Annotated in this window: 20 protein-coding genes; 14 read left to right on the top strand and 6 right to left on the bottom strand. The window is 71.9% G+C overall.

Translation table 11 applies throughout. From position 1 onward, the window contains the following. The first annotated feature begins 31 nt into the window (after window positions 1–31). Entirely contained in the window at window positions 32–790 is a 759-nt protein-coding gene (locus CXR44_RS34345) for a TetR/AcrR family transcriptional regulator (RefSeq protein ID WP_245899771.1), read from the top strand. A 57-nt stretch (window positions 791–847) separates the two neighbouring features. Here the strand turns inward: CXR44_RS34345 and CXR44_RS34340 are convergent, their stop codons facing one another. Next, on the bottom strand, window positions 848–1450 hold the full coding sequence (locus CXR44_RS34340; RefSeq protein ID WP_101790322.1) for a TetR/AcrR family transcriptional regulator: 603 nt from the start codon (window positions 1448–1450) through the stop codon (window positions 848–850). 145 nt (window positions 1451–1595) lie between these two features. Between CXR44_RS34340 and CXR44_RS34335 the strand changes: the two genes are divergently transcribed. The 7 genes from CXR44_RS34335 (at window position 1596) to CXR44_RS34300 (ending at window position 8705) form a co-directional block, all read left to right on the top strand. Further along, the gene (locus tag CXR44_RS34335; protein ID WP_101790321.1) at window positions 1596–3023 is read left to right on the top strand and encodes an MFS transporter; all 1428 of its coding nucleotides are present in this window, start codon (window positions 1596–1598) and stop codon (window positions 3021–3023) included. A gap of 202 nt (window positions 3024–3225) precedes the next feature. After that, window positions 3226–4041, top strand: a complete 816-nt coding sequence (locus CXR44_RS34325; RefSeq protein WP_101790320.1) for an alpha/beta hydrolase — start codon at window positions 3226–3228, stop codon at window positions 4039–4041. Then, window positions 4038–4592, top strand: coding sequence for a hypothetical protein (locus tag CXR44_RS34320; RefSeq protein ID WP_219602181.1), 555 nt, complete (start codon window positions 4038–4040; stop codon window positions 4590–4592). The genes CXR44_RS34325 and CXR44_RS34320 overlap by 4 nt, the downstream gene beginning before the upstream one ends. A 280-nt stretch (window positions 4593–4872) precedes the next feature. Next, window positions 4873–6102, top strand: a complete 1230-nt coding sequence (locus tag CXR44_RS34315) for a serine hydrolase domain-containing protein (protein ID WP_101790319.1) — start codon at window positions 4873–4875, stop codon at window positions 6100–6102. Window positions 6103–6184: 82 nt separating this feature from the next. After that, window positions 6185–6769, top strand: coding sequence for a hypothetical protein (locus CXR44_RS34310; RefSeq protein ID WP_144070189.1), 585 nt, complete (start codon window positions 6185–6187; stop codon window positions 6767–6769). Between the two features lie 237 nt (window positions 6770–7006). After that, window positions 7007–7825: an alpha/beta fold hydrolase gene (locus CXR44_RS34305; RefSeq protein WP_101790317.1), complete on the top strand. Its 819-nt coding sequence runs from the start codon at window positions 7007–7009 to the stop codon at window positions 7823–7825. Between the two features lie 166 nt (window positions 7826–7991). Then, on the top strand, window positions 7992–8705 hold the full coding sequence (locus CXR44_RS34300; protein ID WP_101790316.1) for a CBS domain-containing protein: 714 nt from the start codon (window positions 7992–7994) through the stop codon (window positions 8703–8705). Between the two features lie 101 nt (window positions 8706–8806). On the opposite strand, the gene CXR44_RS34295 is transcribed toward CXR44_RS34300, so the two are convergent. Both CXR44_RS34295 and CXR44_RS34290 read right to left on the bottom strand, forming a co-directional pair. Beyond that, a complete protein-coding gene (locus CXR44_RS34295; RefSeq protein ID WP_101790315.1) occupies window positions 8807–10447 on the bottom strand; it encodes an ABC transporter permease in 1641 nt (546 codons plus the stop codon). Next, window positions 10444–11346, bottom strand: a complete 903-nt coding sequence (locus CXR44_RS34290; RefSeq protein WP_101790314.1) for an ABC transporter ATP-binding protein — start codon at window positions 11344–11346, stop codon at window positions 10444–10446. Before CXR44_RS34290 ends, CXR44_RS34295 begins: the two co-directional genes overlap by 4 nt. 170 nt (window positions 11347–11516) lie before the next feature. Here CXR44_RS34290 and CXR44_RS34285 point away from each other — a divergent pair, with 170 nt between their 5' ends. The 3 genes from CXR44_RS34285 to CXR44_RS39840 all read left to right on the top strand — a co-directional run bounded on the left by CXR44_RS34285 (window position 11517) and on the right by CXR44_RS39840 (window position 12751). After that, window positions 11517–12158 (top strand): response regulator, encoded by a 642-nt coding sequence (locus CXR44_RS34285; protein ID WP_101790313.1) that lies wholly within the window; start codon window positions 11517–11519, stop codon window positions 12156–12158. Window positions 12159–12253: 95 nt separating this feature from the next. Beyond that, window positions 12254–12463 (top strand): hypothetical protein, encoded by a 210-nt coding sequence (locus tag CXR44_RS34280; protein WP_101790312.1) that lies wholly within the window; start codon window positions 12254–12256, stop codon window positions 12461–12463. 111 nt (window positions 12464–12574) lie between these two features. Further along, window positions 12575–12751, top strand: a complete 177-nt coding sequence (locus tag CXR44_RS39840; RefSeq protein WP_180903843.1) for a hypothetical protein — start codon at window positions 12575–12577, stop codon at window positions 12749–12751. Window positions 12752–12781: 30 nt separating this feature from the next. Here the strand turns inward: CXR44_RS39840 and CXR44_RS34275 are convergent, their stop codons facing one another. After that, on the bottom strand, window positions 12782–13792 hold the full coding sequence (locus CXR44_RS34275; RefSeq protein ID WP_101790311.1) for an ArsR/SmtB family transcription factor: 1011 nt from the start codon (window positions 13790–13792) through the stop codon (window positions 12782–12784). Window positions 13793–13847: 55 nt separating this feature from the next. Between CXR44_RS34275 and CXR44_RS34270 the strand changes: the two genes are divergently transcribed. Then, window positions 13848–15128 (top strand): MFS transporter, encoded by a 1281-nt coding sequence (locus CXR44_RS34270; protein ID WP_219602180.1) that lies wholly within the window; start codon window positions 13848–13850, stop codon window positions 15126–15128. Between the two features lie 138 nt (window positions 15129–15266). Here CXR44_RS34270 and CXR44_RS34265 read toward each other — a convergent pair whose 3' ends face one another. Continuing rightward, on the bottom strand, window positions 15267–15797 hold the full coding sequence (locus tag CXR44_RS34265) for a flavodoxin family protein (RefSeq protein ID WP_101790310.1): 531 nt from the start codon (window positions 15795–15797) through the stop codon (window positions 15267–15269). 327 nt (window positions 15798–16124) lie between these two features. Between CXR44_RS34265 and pflB the strand changes: the two genes are divergently transcribed. Both pflB and pflA read left to right on the top strand, forming a co-directional pair. Then, on the top strand, window positions 16125–18371 hold the full coding sequence (pflB, locus tag CXR44_RS34260; RefSeq protein ID WP_101790309.1) for a formate C-acetyltransferase: 2247 nt from the start codon (window positions 16125–16127) through the stop codon (window positions 18369–18371). After that, complete coding sequence (pflA, locus tag CXR44_RS34255) at window positions 18368–19144, top strand: pyruvate formate-lyase-activating protein (RefSeq protein WP_245899769.1); 777 nt, start codon at window positions 18368–18370, stop codon at window positions 19142–19144. The genes pflB and pflA overlap by 4 nt, the downstream gene beginning before the upstream one ends. 152 nt (window positions 19145–19296) lie before the next feature. Here the strand turns inward: pflA and CXR44_RS34250 are convergent, their stop codons facing one another. After that, the gene (locus CXR44_RS34250) at window positions 19297–20463 is read right to left on the bottom strand and encodes a glycerophosphodiester phosphodiesterase (protein ID WP_101790307.1); all 1167 of its coding nucleotides are present in this window, start codon (window positions 20461–20463) and stop codon (window positions 19297–19299) included. Window positions 20464–20686 lie beyond the last annotated feature (223 nt).

Below are 20686 nucleotides of genomic sequence, written 5' to 3'. Positions count from 1 at the left end.
TACCATGTACGCAAATGAGAGAGGGGGCCATGTGGCCGACGAGGAACCGACCAGCATCTGGATGCAGCCCGAACGGCAGGAACGCTCCGGCCCGGGACGGCGCCCCGGCTACAGCCGCGAGCAGATCACCCGAACGGCTGTCCGGATCGCCGACGCCGAAGGGGTGGAGGCCGCGACCATGCGGCGGATCGCCGGCGAGCTGGGCACCGGCGCCATGTCGCTCTACCGCTACGTGCCCCGGCGCGACGACCTGTTCGACCTCATGATCGACCTGGCGATGAGCGAGGTCGAACTCCCCGACGGCCCGTCCGGTGACTGGCGCGGCGACCTCGCCCTGCTGGCCCGGCGGATCCGCGCCACGGGCCTGCGCCATCCGTGGCTGATCGCGCTGCTCACCAGCCGGCCCACCCTGGGCCCCCACCTCCTGCGCGTGCACGAGTTCGCGCTCGGCACCTTCGACGAGCTCGGGCTCGACATCGACGACAGCACCGGCCTGGTCGCCATGCTGAACGACTACCTGCACAGCGCGATCCGCCGCGAGATCGGCTGGCTGGAGGAGGCGCGCCGCACCGGCCTGGACCCCGAGCGCTGGAAGCGGGACTACATGGGGCCGTACGTCCGCCAGGTCGTCGAGTCCGGCGCGTTCCCCCTGTTCAACCGATCCGTCCTCGACTCCCGCACCGCCCACCTCGCCCCCGAGGAGCGTTTCCGGCACGGACTCGACCGCATCCTCGACGCCATCGCCGCACTCATCCCGTCGCTTCGCCCTCCCCGAGCCGAACGGCGGTGACGCTCCCGGGCGAGCGGCCCGCTGCACAGCTGATCGCGCGAGGTCGGGAGCCTCGCGTCAGATGGCCCCCGCGCGTGCCGCCGCCAGCGCCGCCGCCGCGGCCCGGTCCGCGGCGGCCTCGTCGAGGGCTTCCCCGGTGTTGAGCAGGGCGTAGTACAGGGGGGCGGAGACCGCGGCGATCACGCGGCGCGGGTCGGTGCCGGGGGGCAGTTCGCCGCGTTCGATCGCGTCGGTGACGCAGCCGGACCATTCCTCGATGCGTACGGCGTAGAAGCGGTGCAGCGCCCGCGCGGCCTGCTCGTCGCAGAGGGAGGCGGCGATCAGCGCCCTGAACAGGCGTCCCTGGCGGGGATCGGTGAGGGTCCTGACGACCAGGCGGGCGTTGTCGCGCAGGTCCTCCGCCACGCTGCCGGTGCGGGCGCGGGGCAGCGAGCTTTCCGCCATGTCCTGGAGGAGGTCGGCGGCGAGCGCGCCGGGCGTGCCCCAGCGGCGGTAGACGGTGGTCTTGCCCACCCCCGCGACGCGGGCGATGTCGCCGAGGTCGAGGCCTTCGAAGCCCTTGTCGGCCAGGATGTCGCCGGCGGCCTGGAGGACGGCCTCGCGGACGCGGGCGGTGCGTCCGCCAGGACGGACGGCACCGGGTTGTGGGGCGGCGGCCATGACGGGCTCCTTCTCACGTGAGGGCTTATCGGGACTGCAGTTCCCTTAGCCGTCGATCTGGTGCTACTGTTCTCTCATCTTAACGGAACTCTGGACCCGTTTGCGATGGCGTGCTGTCCGGGCGCGCCAGAGAGGACGTTCTGTCATGACCTCCACCCAACCCCTGCCGGCGCCCGCGCAGGCGGCGCCTCCGCAGCACCTGACCGGCCGCCTGAAGGTCGTCCTCGCGGTGCTGCTGGTCGCCCAGTTCATGCTGGCCGTGGACTTCTCGATCCTGAACGTGGCCCTGCCCGACATCGGCGACAGCCTCGGTTTCTCCCTGGCGAACCTGCAGTGGATCGCCACCGCCTTCGCCCTGTGCGCGGCCGGGTTCACCCTGTTCTTCGGCCGCATCGGCGACCTGATCGGGCGCAGGCGCATCTTCCTCGGCAGCATCGCCCTGCTCGGCGTGGCCTCGCTCGTCGGCGGGCTCGCCCCCAACCCCGAGATCCTCATCATCGCCCGGGTCGCGCAGGGGCTGGCCACCGCCGCCGCCACCCCCGCCGGGCTCGCCCTGCTCACCACGTCCTTCCCCGAAGGCCCGCTGCGCCAGAAGGCCCTCGGCCTCAACGGCGCCCTCATGTCAGCCGGGTTCACCGCCGGAGCGGTCCTCGGCGGAGTCCTCACCGACGTGCTCTCCTGGCGCTGGGCCTTCTTCATCAACGTCCCCGTCGCGCTCGCGGTGCTCCTCGTCGCCCCCACCGTCATCGCCGAGTCCCGGCCCGCCGACCGCCCCAAGGTCGACCTGCCCGGCGCCCTGACCGTGACCCTCGCGCTGCTCGGCATCGTCTACGGCCTGACCCAGGCCGGCGAGCACGGCTGGACCCACCCCCTCGCCATGGCGGGGCTGCTGGGCGGCGCCGTCCTGCTCGCCCTGTTCCACCTCGTCGAGCGCAGGGCCGTCCAGCCTCTGGTCCCGCTGGACGTGCTGAGGAAGCGCACCGTGGCCTGGGGCAACGTGCTCGGCCTGCTCGCCTTCGTCACCGAGACGTCCCTGGTGTACCTGCTCACCCTCTACATGCAGAAGACCCTCGGCTTCTCGGCCCTGGCCGCCGGGCTCGCCTTCGGCGTGCTGGGCCTCGGGACCGTCGCCGGCGGCCTGCTCGCGTCCAGGATGATCGCCCGCACCTCCACCTCGGCCGTGCTGATCGGAGGCGGGCTGCTGCAGGCCGCCTTCACCGCCGTCCTGCTCCTCCTCGGCGACACGCCCGCCGCGATGGGGCTCCTGCTGCCCGCCACCTTCCTGGGCGGCGTGGGCAACATGCTGGTCATCGTCGGGTTCATGGTCACCGCCACCACCGGGCTGCCCGACCGCGAGCAGGGCCTGGCCACCGGCCTGGCCTCCATGTCCCAGCAGGTCGGCATCACCATGGGGACACCGATCATGTCCTCGATCGTCACCGCTGTGACCGGCGGCGCCGTCACCGCGGCGGCCATCCTGGACGGCGTCACGGTCGCCATCGCCGCCAACACCGGCCTCGTCCTGCTCGGCGTCCTCATCGCCGCCGTCTTCCTGCGCACCCGCCGCACCTGACCCCGGACGGAGCGCACCGTCGAACGGGGACCGCCCACGGGGCGCATCGGCACTCCGGAGGAGGTGACCGGCGTCATCGTCCACCTGCTGTCGCCCCGTGCCGCGCAGGTCACCAGCGCCCCGAGTGGGCCGTTGACGGAGAAGCCCTGCGCCAGTTGTGAACGCGGCCACCGGGACGCGTTCCTGACCTGAGGAGTCACCGATGATGTCCACCGTCGAAGGCCGTGCGCCGTCGTGCCACCGGCTCGTCCTGCCCGGCACGAGTCCCGTCCTGGTCCAGGTCCACGCGCAGGCCGGCCGCACTCCGGCCGGCCTGCTGGTCTGGGCGCACGGCGGGAGCTGGCAGCGCGGCTCCGCCGCCGAATGGCGGCACGCCACCACGGCTCTGGCCGCCCGCTCCGGATGGACGGTGATCAGCGTGGACTACCGGCTCGCGCCGCGTCACCGCCACCCCCACGCCGTGCAGGACGTTCTCACAGCCCTCGCCTGGGCCCACGGCGAGGCGGCCGGAAGCCCGCTCGCGGTGGGCGGCGACAGCGCCGGCGGCACGCTCGCCGCCTGTGCCGCCCTGGCCGCCCGGGACCGCGGCCTGCCACTGGTGGCGCAGGTACTGGCCTACCCGCCGTTCGATCCCGCCTGTGCCAGCCCGTCCTACCATCGCTCGCCCTTCGCGTTCCCCCAGGCGGTGCTGCTGCGCCAGGCCTGGCGCGCCTGGCGCGGAGACGGCGGGAGCGCCGTCGACCACGACGGCACCCGCCTGTACTCGACGCCTTGGGATGCGCCTTCCCTGGCGGGGGTCGCGCCGGCGGTCCTCGCCGTCGGCCGCGACGACCCGGTCCACGACGACGTCGAGACGTACGCGCGCCGGCTGCGCGAGGACGGCGTGCCGGCGCGGATCCACCGCCCGCCGGGTGCCGTCCACGGGGACGTGCTGCGCCCGGACAGCCTCCTTCTCCACCGACTCGCCCGGGCTCTGCGCGGGCTCGTCCCGCCTGACCATCGAAAGGACCTGCCATGACCACTCCCCCACCTCCGCTGGAGGCTCTGGTCCGCCACTTCGCCGACCTACGCGACGGCACCCACGCCGGACACGCCACCCGCCAGGGCAAGGAAGGCGCCTTCCGGCAGGCCGTCAGCCTCCTCGACCCGCCCGCACGGCAGGTGCTCGCCGAGTTCGACCAGCACCTGCTGCTGGGCACCGGCACCGTCCACGCCACCGGCCCGCATACCGACGCCGCCGGCGGCAGCTTCGCCGCCTGGCGGCTGTCGTGGCCGGCGCAGCGCGCGGCTGGCATCGCGCCGATCACTCTCACCGCCCACTACGGCGCCGGATTCCACCACCCGCACCTGCGGGGCGGCACGGTCGGAGAGTGGCCGCTCAACGTCACGGACGCGGGGCACGCGGCGGAGCTCGTCCCCGTCCTGCGGGCCATCGCCGCCGCCGACCTGCACAACCTCGTGTTCCAACGCGACTGGCGCATCGTCCCCGCCGTCCGTCCCGCACGGCCGCCCTGCCTGCCCTCCAGACCGTCGGCGGCCTCGAGCCGGCCGTCTCGCCGCTGGACCTGATCGACGTGTTCTGGGTGTACGCGTTCCCCGTGATCGTCGAGACGGCAAGCCGTACCCGCCCGTGAGAGCGCCGCTGCGGCTGCGCCTGGTCGAGCACCACTCCCTCGCCTCGGGAATCGTGTTCCGGCGCTACGTTCGCCCCTGACCGACCGGGCCCGCCTCGCTGTCGTCTTCATGCGGTCCTGGAGGAGAGGGGCTGCTTCGAGCACGAGGCGGGGCCTTTCGGCCCTTTCAGGGAAGCCGCGCAGACCGGTAGCCAGGGAATGACGAGAGGAGCGTCATGGCACTCAAAGTGGATGTCCCCTCCGCACTCCTGCGCGGCGAGGTGGACGAGGGGTACGGGCCGGTCGCCGACGCTTTCCGGCGCAACTTCGCCGAGCGCGGCGAGGTCGGGGCGGCGTGCGCCGTCTATCGCGACGGCCGGAAGGTCGTCGATCTGTGGGGCGGCTACCGCGACGGCGTCACCCGTGCGCCGTGGCGCGAGGACACGGTGGTGACGATGTTCTCCACCACCAAGGGCGTCTCCTCGCTGGCGCTCGCTCTGGCGCACTCGCGTGGCCTGCTGGACTACGACGAGCGGGTCGCGGCGTACTGGCCCGAGTTCGCCTGGCGGGGCAAGGGCGGCATCACCGTCCGGCAGCTGCTGTCCCACCAGGCCGGCCTGCCGGTGATCGACATCCCGCTGACCATCGCCGACCTCGGCGACCTCGACCTGGTGGCCGCGGCCATCGCCCTGCAACGGCCGCTGTGGCCCGCGGGCACCCGGCAGGGCTATCACGGCATCTCGCTGGGCTGGTACGAGGGCGAGCTCCTCCGCCGGGTGGACCCGGCCAGGCGGTCGCTGGGGCGGTTCTTCGCCGAGGAGATCGCCGCGCCGCTGGACATCGACTTCTACATCGGTCTGCCGGCCGGGTTCGACCTGGAACGCCGGGCGACGATCCACGGCCGCAGCAAGTACGAGTCGCTGCTTCACCTCGGCGACGTTCCGCGCGGCCTGCTGCGCGGCATGATGACGCCGGGCAGCCTCACGCTGCGGGCGTTCGCCAACCCGCAGGAACTGCTGACCGACGTCAACTACAACCGCCTCGACGTGCTGAGCGTCGAACTGCCCGCGGGAAACGGCATCGGCGAGGCACGTGCCGTGGCGGCCGCCTACGGCGCCGCCGTGACCGGCAAGCTCGGCCTGGCCCCGCACACCCTCGACGCTCTGGTGCGGCCGGCCCAGCCGCCCAGCGGCGGCCTGGTCGACCTCGTCCTCCGGGCGCCGGCGGTGTACTCGCTGGGCTACCTGAAACCCACCAGCAGCTGGCCTTTCGGCAGCGCGGCCGACGACGCGTTCGGCACCCCCGGCAACGGCGGCTCGTTCGGCCTCGCCGATCCCGACACCGGCATCGGATACTGCTACGCGCCCAACCGTCTCGGATTCGGCATCACCGACAGGCGCGAGCTCGCCCTGCGGGACGCGCTCTACCGCAAGGTGCTGGGCGAACGATCGCAGCTGCCCGGCTAGTCGATGGAGATCCGGTCGGCCGGTGTGGCTGGCCGACCGGGTGCCGCGCCTATACGATCTTGCCCACCCGAAGGGGGTGGACATGACCAAGGCGGGCGCCTGGATGCTGGCCATCGGGGCAGTTGTCATGCTGGTGTGGCTGGTGGTGGCCAAGGACGCGGAACAACCCCGGTGCGGCTTCGAGCGGATGAGCCCGGGCGACTACTGCTCGAGCAGGAAGTCGGGGCCGAGAAGCTACGAGGAGTCCAAGAGCAGTTCCGCGGCCGCGGCGTCCGGAACGCTGCTGGTCGGCGGGACCCTCATCGGGGGCGGCGTCCTCCTGCTGGCGGGCGGCCTGGTGCGCGACAGCCTGGACGCCCCGATGACGCGCCTGCGCGAATGGCGCCGGATCAGAGGCGCGGCTCGCACCCCCCAGGCGAGGCTCGTACGGAAGATCCGCGGCACCCACGTTCCTGTGGTGCCCCAGGGCTACAGTGCGCGGCAGGTCGACGCCCTGATCAACCGGATCATCGCGGGCCTGGAGGGTCGGGGCCCCATGGTCCGTGCGGGGGCCTCCTCGAACGGGATCAAGATCTTCCCCAGCTTCTCGATCACGTCCCCAGGTCTGGACACGAGCGCCGTCGACAAGTTCTTCGTCGAGCTGGACGACGCGATGGACCGGCTCTGAGCCGTATGTGACGGCAACTGCCCCGCGCCGGATCCATCCGGCCGGGGGCGGATGAGATCGCCCGGCCGGCGGCAGCTATGCTGTGAACGAAAAACCAATCTGTTCACATAGAGCCACAATGCTGTACGGCGGTCTCGGGTCCTGGTGACCCCGCTGCACGCCGAGCACCTGGGCACCCGAGATCTGTCCGGCCGTGATGAACCGTCAGATCGACGCGGTCACAGAAGGGATCACCCCATGATGAACGGCCTGCCGTACCTTTCGGCCGGCGCGGGAGCGCCCCTGGTCGTCCTGCTCTACACCCCCCAGGCGGCCAACCCGACGGGGTTGGCGCGCTGGTCCACGATGCGGATGGTGCGGCCGTTCACCGAGCACTTCACCGTCTACGTCGTCAACCGGCCACCCGGGCTGCCGCCGGCCACGACGATGGCCGACCTCGCCGCCGTCTACGCGCAGGCGATCAGAACCGCCTTCGACGGCCCGGTGAACATGCTGGCCATCTCCACCGGCGGCTCCATCGCCCTGCAACTCGCCGCCGACCATCCCGGCCTGGTCGACCGCCTGGTCCTGGCGGGTACGGCCTGCACTCTCGGCCCGGCCGGCAAGCGGGCCCAGCGCGCCTACATCGAACGCGCACGCCAGGGCAGGCGGCCCAGCCCCGCGCTGGCCGAGATCGTCACCGAATCGGCGATCGGCCGGAAACTGCTCCGAGGCCTGCTGTGGCTGTCGGACAGCGGCCACCAGGACCACAGCGACGCCGTCACCGTCCTCAACGCCGAAGACGGCTTCGACCTGCGCGGCCGGCTGCACGACATCAAGGCGGCCACGCTGCTGATCCAGGGCGACAGGGACCTCGTCTATCCCCTGGAACTGGCCCGGTGCACGGTCGAGGGCATCCCCGACGCCCGGCTCGTCGTCTACCCGGGCCGCAGCCACAGCGGCACGTTCACCGACAAGCGCTTCGCCTCCGACGCACTGGCCTTCCTGACGGACACAGCGGACACGGCGGGCACGGCGGGCACGCCACCCTCGCCGAGTCAGCCGACGCCTTCCTGACCACCTAGCACCCGGCCGCCTTCGGGATCGGCAGGCGGACCTCGGGGCGGGACGGGTTTCCGGGACTTTCCGCACCCGAAGGTCCAGGGGCCCGAGGGCTTCCGTCCCTACGCATCCACCCGGAACGGCGATGTGATGGAGGACAGAGCCCAAGGAGGAGGACACGATGCGGATCACGGTGCGAGAGGTCATGACGGCGCAGGTGACGTCGGTCAAGGCGGACACCCCGTTCAAGGACGTCGCCGAGGTGCTGGTGAGGAACGCGATCAGCGCCGTGCCCGTGGTGGATGAGGACGGCCGGGTCGTCGGCGTCGTCTCCGAGGGAGACCTGATGCGCAAGGAGGAGTTCCGGGAGCAGTACTGCGGTGAGAGCTACCACCCGCCGCTGCGTGCCCGGCTGCGCCGGCGTGTCACCGGCCAGGGCGCGGCGGACGGCCGGAAGGCGGCGGGGCACACCGCGGCGGACCTGATGACGACGCCCGCGGTGACGATCTCCGCGTCGGCCTCCACCGTCAGTGCCGCCCGCGTCATGGACGAGGGCGGCGTCAAACGGCTGGTCGTCGTCGACGCCGAGGGCCGGCTGCAGGGCATCGTCAGCCGGCGGGACCTGCTCAGGATGTACCTGCGCGACGACGACGAGATCAGGCGCCGCGTCGTCGAGGGGATCCCGCCGCACGCCAGGTGGAACGACCGCGGCGGGATCCTCGTCGAGGTCCGCGACGGCATCGTGACGCTGTCCGGATACCCGGATCGGCGCAGCGAGGCGACCGCCGCCGTCCACGCGGCCCGGCAGCTCGACGGAGTCGTCGACGTGCAGGGGGCCTTCGCCTGGCGGGAGGACGACATCATGGAGCTGCCCTTCACATGGGACCGTCCCTGAGTCCCCGCGCCGGAGCGCAGTGGACGGCGGCGCCGACCGGGCCGCCACCACCGTGACACCGCCTGCCGCCCGGACACCACGTGTCGGGGCGGCAGGCCGGTCTAGCGTCCTCGCCTGAGCGCGAGGAGCACGCCGCCGCCCAGCGTCCAGGCCGCCACCACGGCGAGATCCGTCCACGGCCACGGGCGGCCCGCCGGATCCAGTACGGCGAGAAGCGTGTGGGAGACGTGCTTGAGCGGGAAGGCGTCGCCGATCGCCCGCAGCACCCCGGGCAGTTCCCCGCCGATGACGAACACGTCGGAGACGAAGGCCAGCGGCAGGAAGGTGCCCAGGGTGACCGCGTTCGCGGTCTGCTGCTTGGTCACGAACGCCACCACGAGAGCGCCGAGGACGGCGAAGCACGCGCCTCCGAGCACGATCGCGGCGAGCATCCCGGGGATCATGGCCGGTGCGAGCACGACGTCGTACCCGAGCGCGGCCACCAGCGCCAGCACGATCGCGGTGGCCACGGTGACCAGGAGCGCGGTGGTGAGGTGGCCCGCGTGGTAGGCCCAGCGAGGGAGCGGCGTGCCGGCCAGCCGCTTGAGCACGCCGCGCTCGCGGTCCCCGGCGACGGCTTCGGCGATGTTGACGTACGACGCGACGCCCACCGTGTAGGTGATCATCGCGGCGAGCATGAACACCGGGAGCCGGATGCCCGAGACCCGCGCGTCGCCGAAGATCAGCGAGATGAGCGCCAGGAGCAGCGCCGGCAGGATCACCGTGAAGAACGCCGTGGACAGGTCACGGCGCAGCCGGATCAGCGCGTGCCGTGCCTGGCCGGCGAGAAGGCGCCACGCCGCCGGCCGGCCCTCCCGCCGCGCGAGTCGTGCGCGCGCCACCCGGCCGGCCGGCCGGCCTCCCGCCGTCCGGACTTCCGTCCTCTGAGCTCCCACCGTCCGGGCGCTCGTCCTCCGGGCTCCCGGCGTCCGGACGCTCGTCGTACGGGCGGGTGGCCGTTCCCAGCGGAAGCGCCACACGGCCACCGCGGCCCCGCCGATCCCCCAGGCCGCGAGCACCGCCAGGTGATCGCCGTAGAAGCCGGAGCCCGTCAGGAACGGGTTGAGGTCGTCGCGGACGGCGTTCCCGAGATGCCGCAGCGGGAACACCCAGCCCACCGTGTCGAGCCACGCCGGCAGCCGGGCGCCGACCAGGATGATGTCCGAGACGAACGCCAGCGCCAGCAGCAGCCCCGTGCCGATCAGCTGCACCGCCGCCGCGCTGCGCACCAGCGCGACCACGGCGAAGCCGAGCGCGGTGAAGCAGAACGCCCCCAGCAGCAGGGTGACCAGCAGCGCGGGCAGCGTCCGCCACACCATCTGCAGGTCGTAGAAGACCACGCCCACCGCCAGCAGCACGGTGACCGTCACCGCCGCGATCACGAGCGAGGCGCCCACCAGCCCGGCGAGCACCACCCACGCGGGCACCGGCGTGCCGCGCAGCCGCTTCAGCCAGCCTCGGTGGCGAAGGTCCGCCAGGTGAATGGCCAGGGCGCCGAAGCACCCCTGCGCCACGCCGAACACGGCCATGACCGGGATGACGAACTGCATCACCCGCACGCCCGTCCGGGGGTCGACGACCTGGTTGCCCACCGCGGCACCCACGATCACCGCCATCAGCAGCGGCATCGCCACGGTGAAGCCGGCCGCGACCGGGCTGCGGAAGAAGGACCGGGTCTCGTGCCGGACCAGCCCGCCGATCATGATGTCACCTCGTTCACCAGGTCGAGATAGACGTCCTCCAGCGACGGCCGGGCCAGCGTCAGCGACGTCAGCTCGGTGCCGCGCTCCAGCGCCCAGCCGGTGAGGGCGTGCATGTCGCGGGCGGGCTGGTCGGTCTGGACCGACACCGCCGCGCCATGCGCCTCGACGTGACCGGTCAGCGACGGCAGATCGGCGAGGATCGTCCCCTCGGGCAGCCGGAAGGACAGCACGCTGGTGCGCTCGGCCGCGATGAGGGTGTCCGGCGCGCCGACCGCGACCAGGCGGCCCGCGCGCAACACCGCCACCCGGTCGGCCAGGTGCTGGGCCTCGTCCATGTAGTGGGTGGTGAGCAGGATCGTGGTGCCGGACGAGCGCAGAGCGTCGATCAGCTCCCAGGCGTGGTGCCGGGCAGAGGGGTCGAAGCCGGTGGTGGGCTCGTCCAGGAACAGCAGCTCCGGCGCGCCGACCAGGCCGAGCGCCAGGTCCAGGCGGCGGCGCTGCCCCCCGGACAACGTCCGCACCCGGGCGTCACGCTTGTCCTTCAGCCCGACCTGCTCGATGACCTCCTCCGGGTCACGCGGCCGGGGATAGAAACCGGCGTAGAGGCGGACCAGCTCGGCGACGGAGAACTCCTCCTCGAACCCGGCCTCCTGCAGCACGATCCCGATGCGCTCACGGTAGGCCCGGCCGCCGGTAGCGGGGTCGAAGCCGAGCACCGACACCTCTCCCCCGTCGCGGCGCCTGTGGCCTTCCAGGATCTCCACCGTCGTGGTCTTGCCCGCCCCGTTCGGGCCGAGCAGCGCGAAGACCTCGCCGCGTTCGACAGTGAGACTCACTCCGTCGACGGCCTTGACCGTCCCGTACTCCTTGCGCAGTCCTGTGACGACCACCGCGGGCATCTCGGGCTCCTCTCGCCGGGGCCTCCAGCGTCCTGCCCGGCCCCGGGGAGGGACAGGGACGTTGGGAGTCGGGCGGCAGGACCTTCGCCCCGTACGAGCGGGCCGCCCCGCGCGACTTGGGGACTTTGGCCCCTTTTGGAATCCTCGATCGGGTGACTAGCGTCGAAGGCATGATTCGTGTGTTCCTGCTTGACGACCATGAAGTCGTGCGGCGCGGGGTGGCCTCCCTGCTGGGGTCCGAGGACGACATCGAGGTCATCGGCGAAGCGGGAACCGCCGAGTCGGCGATCGCCCGCATCCCGGCCCTGAAGCCGGACGTGGCGGTGCTCGACGTGCGCCTGCCCGACGGCAACGGCATCGACGTGTGCCGTGAGGTCCGCTCGCGGCTGCCGGGGCTGGCCTGCCTCATGCTCACCTCCTTCGCCGACGACGACGCCCTGTTCGACGCGGTCATGGCCGGCGCGTCCGGCTACGTGCTCAAGCAGATCCACGGCTCCGACCTGGTCGGCGCGGTCCGCACCGTCGCCTCCGGGCAGTCGCTGCTCGACCCCCAGACCACCGCCGCCATGTTGCAGCGGCTGCGCGACCATGCCGCCCAGAAGGACCCGCTCGCCGCACTGACCGAACAGGAGCGCCAGATCCTCGACCTGATCGGCGACGGCCTGACCAACCGGCAGATCGGCGAGCGGCTGTTCCTCGCCGAGAAGACGGTCAAGAACTACGTCTCCAACCTGCTGGCCAAGCTCAACATGCAGCGCCGCACCCAGGCCGCCGCACTGTCCGCCCGGCTGCGGGCCGACCGGCGCGAATGAGCCACGCCCCCTCCGGCCCCGAGAGATGGCGCTGACGGATGCGGCATCGGGGACGCGCTCGCGGGTGAGAGCGGGCAAGATCACCCCATGCGCGGATGTCACGTTCCGGTCCCGGCCGGCGGAGGATCAGCCCGCTCGCGCTGACGCTGGCCACCGTGGTGCTGATCAAGGCCGACGCGCCCCTTCACGTACGTTTCGCCCTGTCGGAGCCGAGCCTGGAGCGCCACGCCCGGTCGGTGCGCGACGACCATGTCAGCGGACGATGGTGGGGCCTGTTCCGGGTGGACGACGTGGAGAGGATCTGAAGGTCGCCTGTGCCTTTGGTCCCTCCGGGCGGAGACGTTCGCCTGTGCCGCAGGGTGGACGAGCCGGTCACGATGAGAGTGTGTCCCCCTGCAGACGGAGGTGAACCAGCGATGGCGACTGGACGGATGATCATGGAAGCGCCGGCGCTCGACCTTGAACTCGTAGCCCTGAAGAAACGGGTCACCGCACTCGAAGAGCAGGTGCGCACCCTGACCGCCGCCAACCTCTCGCTCGTCCGGAGCGTCGAGCGCCTCCACCTCACCCAGCCCGACCTGGAACGCTGCTGACTCCTCCGGCCCGGCGCCGGCCCGCCCGTGTCACCGCGCGTCTTCGGGGTCATCCGCGGCCCCGCCCGCGATGAGAGCGTCGCCGAGTTCTGAACGCAAGTACAGGACCGAGCGGCCATGGCGTGCGCCGATGAGCAGGCCGGCGTCCCGCAGCGCGCGCAGGTGCTGGTTGACGGCCGAGGTGGTGACGCCGAGGCGGCCGGCGAGTTCGGTCGACGACGCCGGCGTCTCCAGCGCCGTGAGCAGGCCCGCGCGTGTCGCGCCGAGGAGTCCGGTGAGCGCCGCGGGGGAACGGCGGGGCTCCGCCTGCCAGAGCGTTCCGGCGCCACGCGTGCCGTACATGATCAGAGGTGGTTCTTCCGGTGAGATCGGGGCGGTCACGCCTCTGCTGAAGAGCGTCGGCACCAGGGTGAGCCCTTCTCCTCCGGTGGACCGGCGGTAGCCGGCGTTGCTGACCAGGCGAACGTGTACGACACCGTCGTCCAGGCGCACCCGCTCGTTGAGGTCGGCGAACATCGCCGCCAGACCGTGCGCGGAGATGACCTGTCCGCGGTAGATGATGTCGGCCTGCAGGACCGTCCGCATCCGCGGCCACCACGGCGCGAAGCAGGTGCGCCAGTACGTCCGCAGCGCCTCTGTGATGCGCGTGCGAACGGTCGCCGGGTCACCCCGCAGCGGTGGGGGCAGCCGACCGGGGTGGAGGGCGCGCAGGTCGTCGAGCATGCGGTCCAGAGGCACCCGCGCGACGGCGGCGAGTTCGTCGTCGATGCGGGTGAGGGGAGCGTGCGGACGGGGCGTCAGATAGTCGGGCGACCACATCGCGTCGTTCGTGAGAGCGCGCAGCAGGGGCAGGTCGAGCCCGGATCGCACCTGTTCCGTGCGCCGCAGCCAGGGCAGGTGCACGGGAAAGCGTCCGGGGTCGCGGAACGTACGCAGTGACAGGGTGAGCTCGTTGATGGGTGAGGCGGCGAAGCGCACGTCGGCGACGTCCATCCCGGCGAGTTCGTACGCGATGAGCCCACCGCTCCGCACAGCGACCATGTAGCCGTACGCTACATCATTGGTCTTCGCACCCCCGCTGCGGGAGAAACGGGGCGTGATCCGAACCTTCTTCCCCGAGGACCGTGTCGGCCGGTCGCTGACTCTCAGCACGATGGCGTTCGCGCTGTCCAGCGGGACCTTCTACACCGTCAGCACGCTGTACTTCACGCTTGTCATCGGACTCGGTGCGACGACGGTCGGCCTGGCGCTGGGCATCGCGGGCGGCGCCGGCGTCCTGGCCTCGTACGCGTCAGGGTGGCTCGCCGACCGGGTCGGCGCGCATCGCGTCCAGACGGTGGCGACGGCCCTCAACGGCCTGGCGATGCTCGCCTACACGCTCGCTTCGGACGCCGTCGTGTTCACCCTGGTCGCCTGCCTGGCCGCAGTGATGCGCTCGGCGAGCGGCACGTCGAAGCAGACGATGCTGGCACGGTGGTACACCGGCCCGGAACGGGTGGTGGTCCGGGCGCGGCTGCGTGTGGTCACGAACGTCTTCATCGGCCTGGGCACTGTGGCCGCCGCCGCGGCGCTCCAGACGGGCACCGCCGTGGCGTACCAGGCCGCGCTGATCGCCTCCGGAGTCCTGCTGCTGGCGGCCACGTTGCCGCTGGCACGGCTCGGATCCCGGGTGCCGGAGCTACCGGCCCGGATGGTCGCCTCGGCGGACGGCCAGGCGACCGACACTTCCGTGAAGGGACCGTCACCGCTCAAGGACCGCACGTATCTCGCGAGCGTGGTGTGCAACGCCGTCGTGGCCGTGCAGTTCGGCCTGCTGACTGTCGGCGTCCCTCTCTGGGTCGCCTCCACCGGGGCCCCCACCGCCATCGTGTCCGTGCTGCTCGTCCTCAACACCGTGGTCGTGGCCGGCCTCCAGGTGCGCATCTCGCGTGGCGTCTGCGACGTGCGTCACGCCGGGACCGCCGTCCGGCGCGCGTCGTGGCTGCTCGCGCTCGCATGCGGGCTGTACGCGCTGGCGGGCTACGGAAACGTGATCACCGCCTGTGTCCTGCTGCTCCTGGCGGGGCTCGCCCACGCCTTCGGCGAGATCCTGGGCGAGGCGGGCGGCTGGGGCATGGCCTTCGAACTGGCCGACCAGCGCAACGCCGGCGCCTACCAGGGCCTCAGCCAGACGGGCTACGCGATCGCCGCCATGATCTCACCGTTGCTCGTCACCGCCACCGCCATCGAACACGGAACCGCGGGCTGGCTCGCGCTGGCCGCACTGTTCGTCGCCGGCGGCACCGGCGCGGCGGCGGTCGCCCGAAGGCACCGCCCCAGAGCGACGTCTGTCCCAGACGCACCCCTACCGGTTACGTCTCCGACGATCTCGGTGTGATCGGCTGCCGACGACGTGCCTTCGATGCGGTACTCCGCCTCCGGCCACCGGGGCCGGCCGCGCGCCGGAACCCGGCACCGCGGCTGCCGGCTCCAGGCGTGTCCGTGCGTGTGTCAGGGGTTCCCGTCCGTGCGCGTGTCAGGCGCTCTCGCCGGGGGCCGTGGCGGGGAGCGACGCGGCCAGCCGCTCGCCCCACTGCCGGGCCCGCTCCACTTCACCGTCCACCAGCGGCCCCTGCGTCCCGATGACGAGGAAGCTCTGCGCCGGCCCCACTGCCCTGACGCCGAGGCGGCGCAGCCGCCTGGCGATGCCGCGCGCGGCCGAGCCCGGCATGCGCGGCTTGGCGATGCGGGTGTCGAAGGCGGCCGAGCCGAGCCTCGCCGCGGGGGTGCGCAGCGTGGCCAGCCATTCGCGTACGCCGTCGCCGCGCGAGACCAGCGGCCCCGTGGCCTGCTGGGCGGCGGATCGGCGGGTGGAGGTCCTGCTCATGGAGAAGGCGTGCGTCGGCCCGCCCACCACGATCAGGCCGATGTCCGGCCCCACCTGCGCGGGCGCCGAGCCGACCTCGACCGCTTCGGCTCGCACCCGGCAGGACAGCCCTTCGGCCACGGCTTCGGCGATCCGCCTGGTGTTGCCGAACATGGATTCGTAGACGACCAGCGCGTCCATCACACGCCTCCTCTGGCGACGGAAGATCTCCGTACCCACTGTCACCGAAGCCGGCCCCGCGCGCCCGAGACCTAGGTCCCCGGGGAGGACGCCGTTGGTCCTCGATCAGCGGCCGGCCCGGCCGCCGAGGCCAAAGCCACGATGTGCGGTGACCTTGGTCCCTGGCCGGTACGGCCCCTCACCGGCGACCGTGGAGGAGGAAAGCTGGCGAGGAGGCACCGCCCCATCGCCGCCCGGAAGTCGACCGGAGCGCTCAAGGTCGTCTGTCCCGCTCCTGAGCGGGGAGCCGAGCGTGCCATCGAACATCCATCACCACAAGGGGGAGCAATGACGGTCACCGCGGTCGAGGTCGGCGCATGGCGCGGCTTCCAGGGCGCGGACTGGCGCTCGACGATCGACGTACGCGCCTTCATCCAGGCCAACTACACCCCCTACGAGGGCGATGCGAGCTTCCTGGCAGGGCCGACGGAGCGGACCCGGGCCGTGTGGGCGGCGGTGTCGGCCCTCTTCCCCGAGGAGCGGGAGCGCGGAATCCATGACGTGGACGCCGCCACGCCCTCGTCGATCACCTCGCACCGCCCCGGCTACATCGACCGCGACCGGGAGCTGATCGTCGGCCTCCAGACCGACGCGCCGCTGAAGCGCGCCATCATGCCCGCCGGCGGGCTGCGCATGGTGGAGAACGGCCTGGCGGCGTACGGCTTCACGCTCGACCCGCTGGTGAAGGAGATCTTCACCAGGTACCGCAAGACCCACAACGACGGCGTGTTCGACGCCTACACCCCCGAGATCCTGGCCGCCCGCCGCTCCGGCGTCATCACCGGCCTGCCCGACGCCTACGGCCGCGGCCGCATCATCGGCGACTACCGGCGCGTCGCCCTGTACGGCGTGAACCGGCTGATCGCGGGCAAGCACGCCGATCTTCGCTCCCTGGACGGCTGCGCGGCCACCGACGCGGTGATCCGCGACCGTGAGGAGCTGTCGGAGCAGCTTCGCGCGCTGGACGAGCTGAAGCGGATGGCCGCCTCCTACGGCCACGACATCTCCGAGCCGGCCACCACCGCCCGCGAGGCCGTCCAGTGGCTCTACTTCGCCTACCTGGCCGCCGTCAAGGAGCAGAACGGCGCGGCCATGTCCCTCGGCCGCACCTCCACCTTCCTCGACATCTACCTGGAGCGCGACCTCGCCGAAGGACGCATCACGGAGGAGCAGGCGCAGGAGCTCGTCGACGATTTCGTGATCAAGCTCCGTATCGTCCGCTTCCTGCGCACGCCCGAGTACGACCAGCTCTTCTCCGGCGACCCCACCTGGGTGACCGAGTCGATCGGCGGCATGGGCGCGGACGGCCGCCCCCTGGTCACCCGCACCAGCTACCGCTACCTGCAGACGCTGCGCGACCTCGGCCCCGCGCCGGAGCCGAACCTCACCGTGCTGTGGTCCCCGCGGCTGCCGGAGCCGTTCAAGCGTTTCTGCGCCGAACTGTCGATCGAGACCAGCTCCCTGCAGTACGAGAGCGACGACCTCATGCGCCCCCGCCTCGGCGACGACACCGCGATCGCCTGCTGCGTGTCGGCCGCCCCGGTCGGCCGGCAGATGCAGTTCTTCGGAGCCCGCGTCAACCTGGCCAAGACGCTCCTGTACGCGATCAACGGCGGCCGCGACGAGATGACGGGCGTCCAGGTGGGCCCGGCCCACCCTCCGCTGACCGGTGACGTCCTCGACTACGAGGAGGTCAGGGCCGCCTTCGACCGGATGATGGACTGGCTCGCGCGGACCTACGTCAACGCGCTCAACATCATCCACTACATGCACGACAAGTACGCCTACGAACGCATCGAGATGGCCCTGCACGACTACCCGGTCAGGCGCACCCTGGCCTGCGGCATCGCCGGGCTGTCGGTCGCCGCGGACAGCCTGTCGGCCATCCGGCACGCCCGCGTGAAGGTCGTCCGCGACCACACCGGGCTCGCGGTCGACTACGAGATCGACGGCGACTACCCGGCCTACGGCAACAACGACGACCGCGCCGACGCCATCGCCGTCGACCTGGTCCGCTCGTTCATGGCCAAGATCCGCCGTCATCCCGCGTACCGCGACGCCGAGCACACCCAGTCCGTGCTCACGATCACCTCCAACGTCGTCTACGGCAGGCACACCGGCAACACCCCCGACGGCCGCCGCGCCGGCGAGCCCTTCGCCCCCGGCGCCAACCCCGGCAACGGCCGCGACCGCCACGGCATGATCGCCTCCGCCCTGTCGGTCGCCAAGCTGCCCTACGAGCAGGCGCTCGACGGCATCTCGCTGACCAACACCGTCACCCCCGAAGCGCTCGGCCGCACCCCGGCCGAACGGGTGGACAACCTGGTCGGCGTCCTGGACGGCTACTTCGACGCGGCAGGCTTCCACATGAACGTCAACGTCCTCACCCGCGCCGTGCTCCTGGACGCCATGGAGCACCCCGACCGCTACCCGCAACTGACCATCCGCGTCTCCGGCTACGCCGTCAACTTCGTCCGCCTCACCCGCGAACAGCAGGAGGACGTCGTCAACCGGACCTTCCACGGATCGCTGTGAACTCCCGTCATGCGCCACCGCCTCGGCCCACCGAGCCGGTGCCGGCCGCAACGGGCGTCATCAGCTCCTGGGACCTGTCCGTCGGCGTGGACGGCCCGGGTACCCGGTTCGTCGTCTTCACCAGCGGTTGCTCCCTGCGCTGCCTGTACTGCCAGAACCCCGAGACGTGGCACATGCGCGACGGGCGCCCCGTCACCACCGAGGAGGTGATGGCCGAGATCGGCCGCTACCAGCGCTTCATCACCGTCGCGGGCGGCGGTGTGACGATCAGCGGCGGCGAACCGCTCCTGCAACCCCGCTTCACCGCCGACCTGCTCCGCCGCTGCCGCGACAGCGGCCTGCACACCGCCCTCGACACCTCGGGTCTGCTCGGCGGGCGGGCCACCGACGCGATGCTCGCCGACACCGACCTCGTCCTGCTCGACATCAAGTCCTACGACGCGGTCACCTACCGGCGGCTGACCGGGGGGCCGCTCCAGCCCACCCTCCGCTTCGCCCGCCGGCTGGCGGACCTCGGCCGCCCCACGTGGATCAGGTTCGTCCTGGTCCCCGGGGTCACCGACGACCTGGAGGACGTCGACGGCCTGGCCCGCTTCGTGGCGAGCCTGGACAACGTCGAACGCGTCGACGTCCTGCCCTTCCACCGCATGGCCACCGACAAGTACCGGCGGCTCGGCCTGCGCTTCCCCCTGGCCGACACCTCACCACCCGACGAGGAGCTCCTGGCCCGCGTACACGACCGGTTCCACCGCCACGGGGTGGCCACCACCTGACTCCCGCCCCGGCTGCCGGCCTCCCCCGTGGAGCGGGAAGGGATCGCTTCGAGGACGGACACGGCGCCGAGATCCGTATGGGCGACGCGGCGACCGGCCGAGCCCGCCGCCCCCGATCCGGCCGGACCGAGGGCGGGTGGGCCGGTGGCAGGCTACTCGCGGCCCTCCTCGGCGATGCCGTTGTCGAACTGCTTGGGCTGGACGTGCGGGTGCGGCCTGCCCTGCTCGGCCTTGACCAGGCTGGCCGCGTCCGGATAGTCGGTGACGAAGGCGTCCACACCCAGCTCGATGTGGGCGCGATACTCGGCCAGCGCGTCACCGTGGTCGGTCGGGCTCTGGCCGCGGCGCAGCTGCAGCGGCAGGTACTGGTTCTCGCTGCGGAAGGTGTAGACGCCGATCTTCAGGCCCGCCTTGTGCGCGTCGGCCACCAGCGACGTCGGCGTGCCCCAGCTGCCGTCCGCGTTGACGGGGATCGCCGAGGACTTGTCCGGGCCGATCCACTGCGCGTACTCCGCGATCTTCGCCAGCCCTTCGGGCTTCATCATGTCGGCGTAGGTCGTCGGGTCCCCGGCCGCCCTCAGGTCGTAGGGCTGCCCGCTGGTGCCCAGCGCCTGCCACAGCGGGACCCGCAGGCTCTTGGCCACCCGCTTCAGGCTGGACGGCTCGAACGACTGCACCACCACGGGACTGTTCGGGCGGTCGAGCCCGTTGCTCCGGACGGTCTTGATCAGCGGCTCCTCGAGCGGCAGGCCGATCGACCGGAAGTAGGTCGGGTGCTTGGTCTCGGGAAAGACGCCGACCTGCTTGCCGTACTGGCGCGAGAGCCGCTTGGCCAGGTCGAGCACCTCCTGGAAGGTGAGGACCTGGTAGGCGCCGTTGTAGACGGTGTTGCGCTGGCGGATGGCGGGCAGCCGCTCGACCGCGCGCAGCGTCTTCAGCTCGGCCAGGGTGAAGTCCTCGGTGAACCACCCGGTCACGTTGCGCCCGTCGACGACCTTGGTGGTCCTGCGCGCGGCGAACTCGGGGCGCAGCGACACGTCGGTCGTCCCGGAGATCTCGTTCTCGTGCCTGACGACCAGCACGTGGTCCTTGGTGGGCACCAGGTCCGGCTCGATCCAGTCGGCGCCCATGGCCACGGCCAGCTCATAGCTGCCCTGGGTGTGCTCGGGACGGTGACCCGCCGAGCCGCGGTGGCCGATGACGACCACCTGCGACCGGTCACGCGCGGGCTCGGCCGCGGTGTCGGCCGCGGCCGGTGAGGCGCCGGCTCCGGCGAGGGGGACGAGGACGGCGAGGGTGGTTGCTGCGATCTTTCGCACGGGGAACTCCTTGCGGCGTCCGCACCGGAGACTCTCACCGGTGATCACCGCGGCGATTATGGTATAGGCCGAAATCCAGCAATCGGCTAATAAGGGCAGAACTTTCCGTGACAAGCACGGTCCTGCCGGTGATTGCCGATCCTCCAGGAGCCCCGGGCCGTCCCGCTCACCGTGCCGGCCGGATCCGGGCCGGCCGGCACCGGGCCGGGAAGGTGGCCTACGC

This window comes from Nonomuraea indica, from assembly GCF_002850745.1.
Taxonomy (GTDB): Bacteria; Actinomycetota; Actinomycetes; order Streptosporangiales; family Streptosporangiaceae; genus Nonomuraea; species Nonomuraea indica.
The sequence above is the reverse complement of the archived record's forward strand: the minus strand, read 5'-3'. Positions and strand labels throughout refer to the sequence as shown.

Bases quoted from the DNA above. Each gene is read 5' to 3' on its own strand.
- CXR44_RS34340 (WP_101790322.1), bottom strand. From the start codon at position 1,450: ATGGCCGCCGCCCCACAACCCGGTGCCGTCCGTCCTGGCGGACGCACC.
- CXR44_RS34335 (WP_101790321.1), top strand. From the start codon at position 1,596: ATGACCTCCACCCAACCCCTGCCGGCGCCCGCGCAGGCGGCGCCTCCG.
- CXR44_RS34325 (WP_101790320.1), top strand. From the start codon at position 3,226: ATGATGTCCACCGTCGAAGGCCGTGCGCCGTCGTGCCACCGGCTCGTC.
- CXR44_RS34320 (WP_219602181.1), top strand. From the start codon at position 4,038: ATGACCACTCCCCCACCTCCGCTGGAGGCTCTGGTCCGCCACTTCGCC.
- CXR44_RS34315 (WP_101790319.1), top strand. From the start codon at position 4,873: ATGGCACTCAAAGTGGATGTCCCCTCCGCACTCCTGCGCGGCGAGGTG.
- CXR44_RS34310 (WP_144070189.1), top strand. From the start codon at position 6,185: ATGACCAAGGCGGGCGCCTGGATGCTGGCCATCGGGGCAGTTGTCATG.
- CXR44_RS34305 (WP_101790317.1), top strand. From the start codon at position 7,007: ATGATGAACGGCCTGCCGTACCTTTCGGCCGGCGCGGGAGCGCCCCTG.
- CXR44_RS34300 (WP_101790316.1), top strand. From the start codon at position 7,992: ATGCGGATCACGGTGCGAGAGGTCATGACGGCGCAGGTGACGTCGGTC.
- CXR44_RS34295 (WP_101790315.1), bottom strand. From the start codon at position 10,447: ATGATCGGCGGGCTGGTCCGGCACGAGACCCGGTCCTTCTTCCGCAGC.
- CXR44_RS34290 (WP_101790314.1), bottom strand. From the start codon at position 11,346: ATGCCCGCGGTGGTCGTCACAGGACTGCGCAAGGAGTACGGGACGGTC.
- CXR44_RS34285 (WP_101790313.1), top strand. From the start codon at position 11,517: ATGATTCGTGTGTTCCTGCTTGACGACCATGAAGTCGTGCGGCGCGGG.
- CXR44_RS34280 (WP_101790312.1), top strand. From the start codon at position 12,254: ATGTCACGTTCCGGTCCCGGCCGGCGGAGGATCAGCCCGCTCGCGCTG.
- CXR44_RS39840 (WP_180903843.1), top strand. From the start codon at position 12,575: ATGGCGACTGGACGGATGATCATGGAAGCGCCGGCGCTCGACCTTGAA.
- CXR44_RS34275 (WP_101790311.1), bottom strand. From the start codon at position 13,792: ATGGTCGCTGTGCGGAGCGGTGGGCTCATCGCGTACGAACTCGCCGGG.
- CXR44_RS34265 (WP_101790310.1), bottom strand. From the start codon at position 15,797: ATGGACGCGCTGGTCGTCTACGAATCCATGTTCGGCAACACCAGGCGG.
- pflB (WP_101790309.1), top strand. From the start codon at position 16,125: ATGACGGTCACCGCGGTCGAGGTCGGCGCATGGCGCGGCTTCCAGGGC.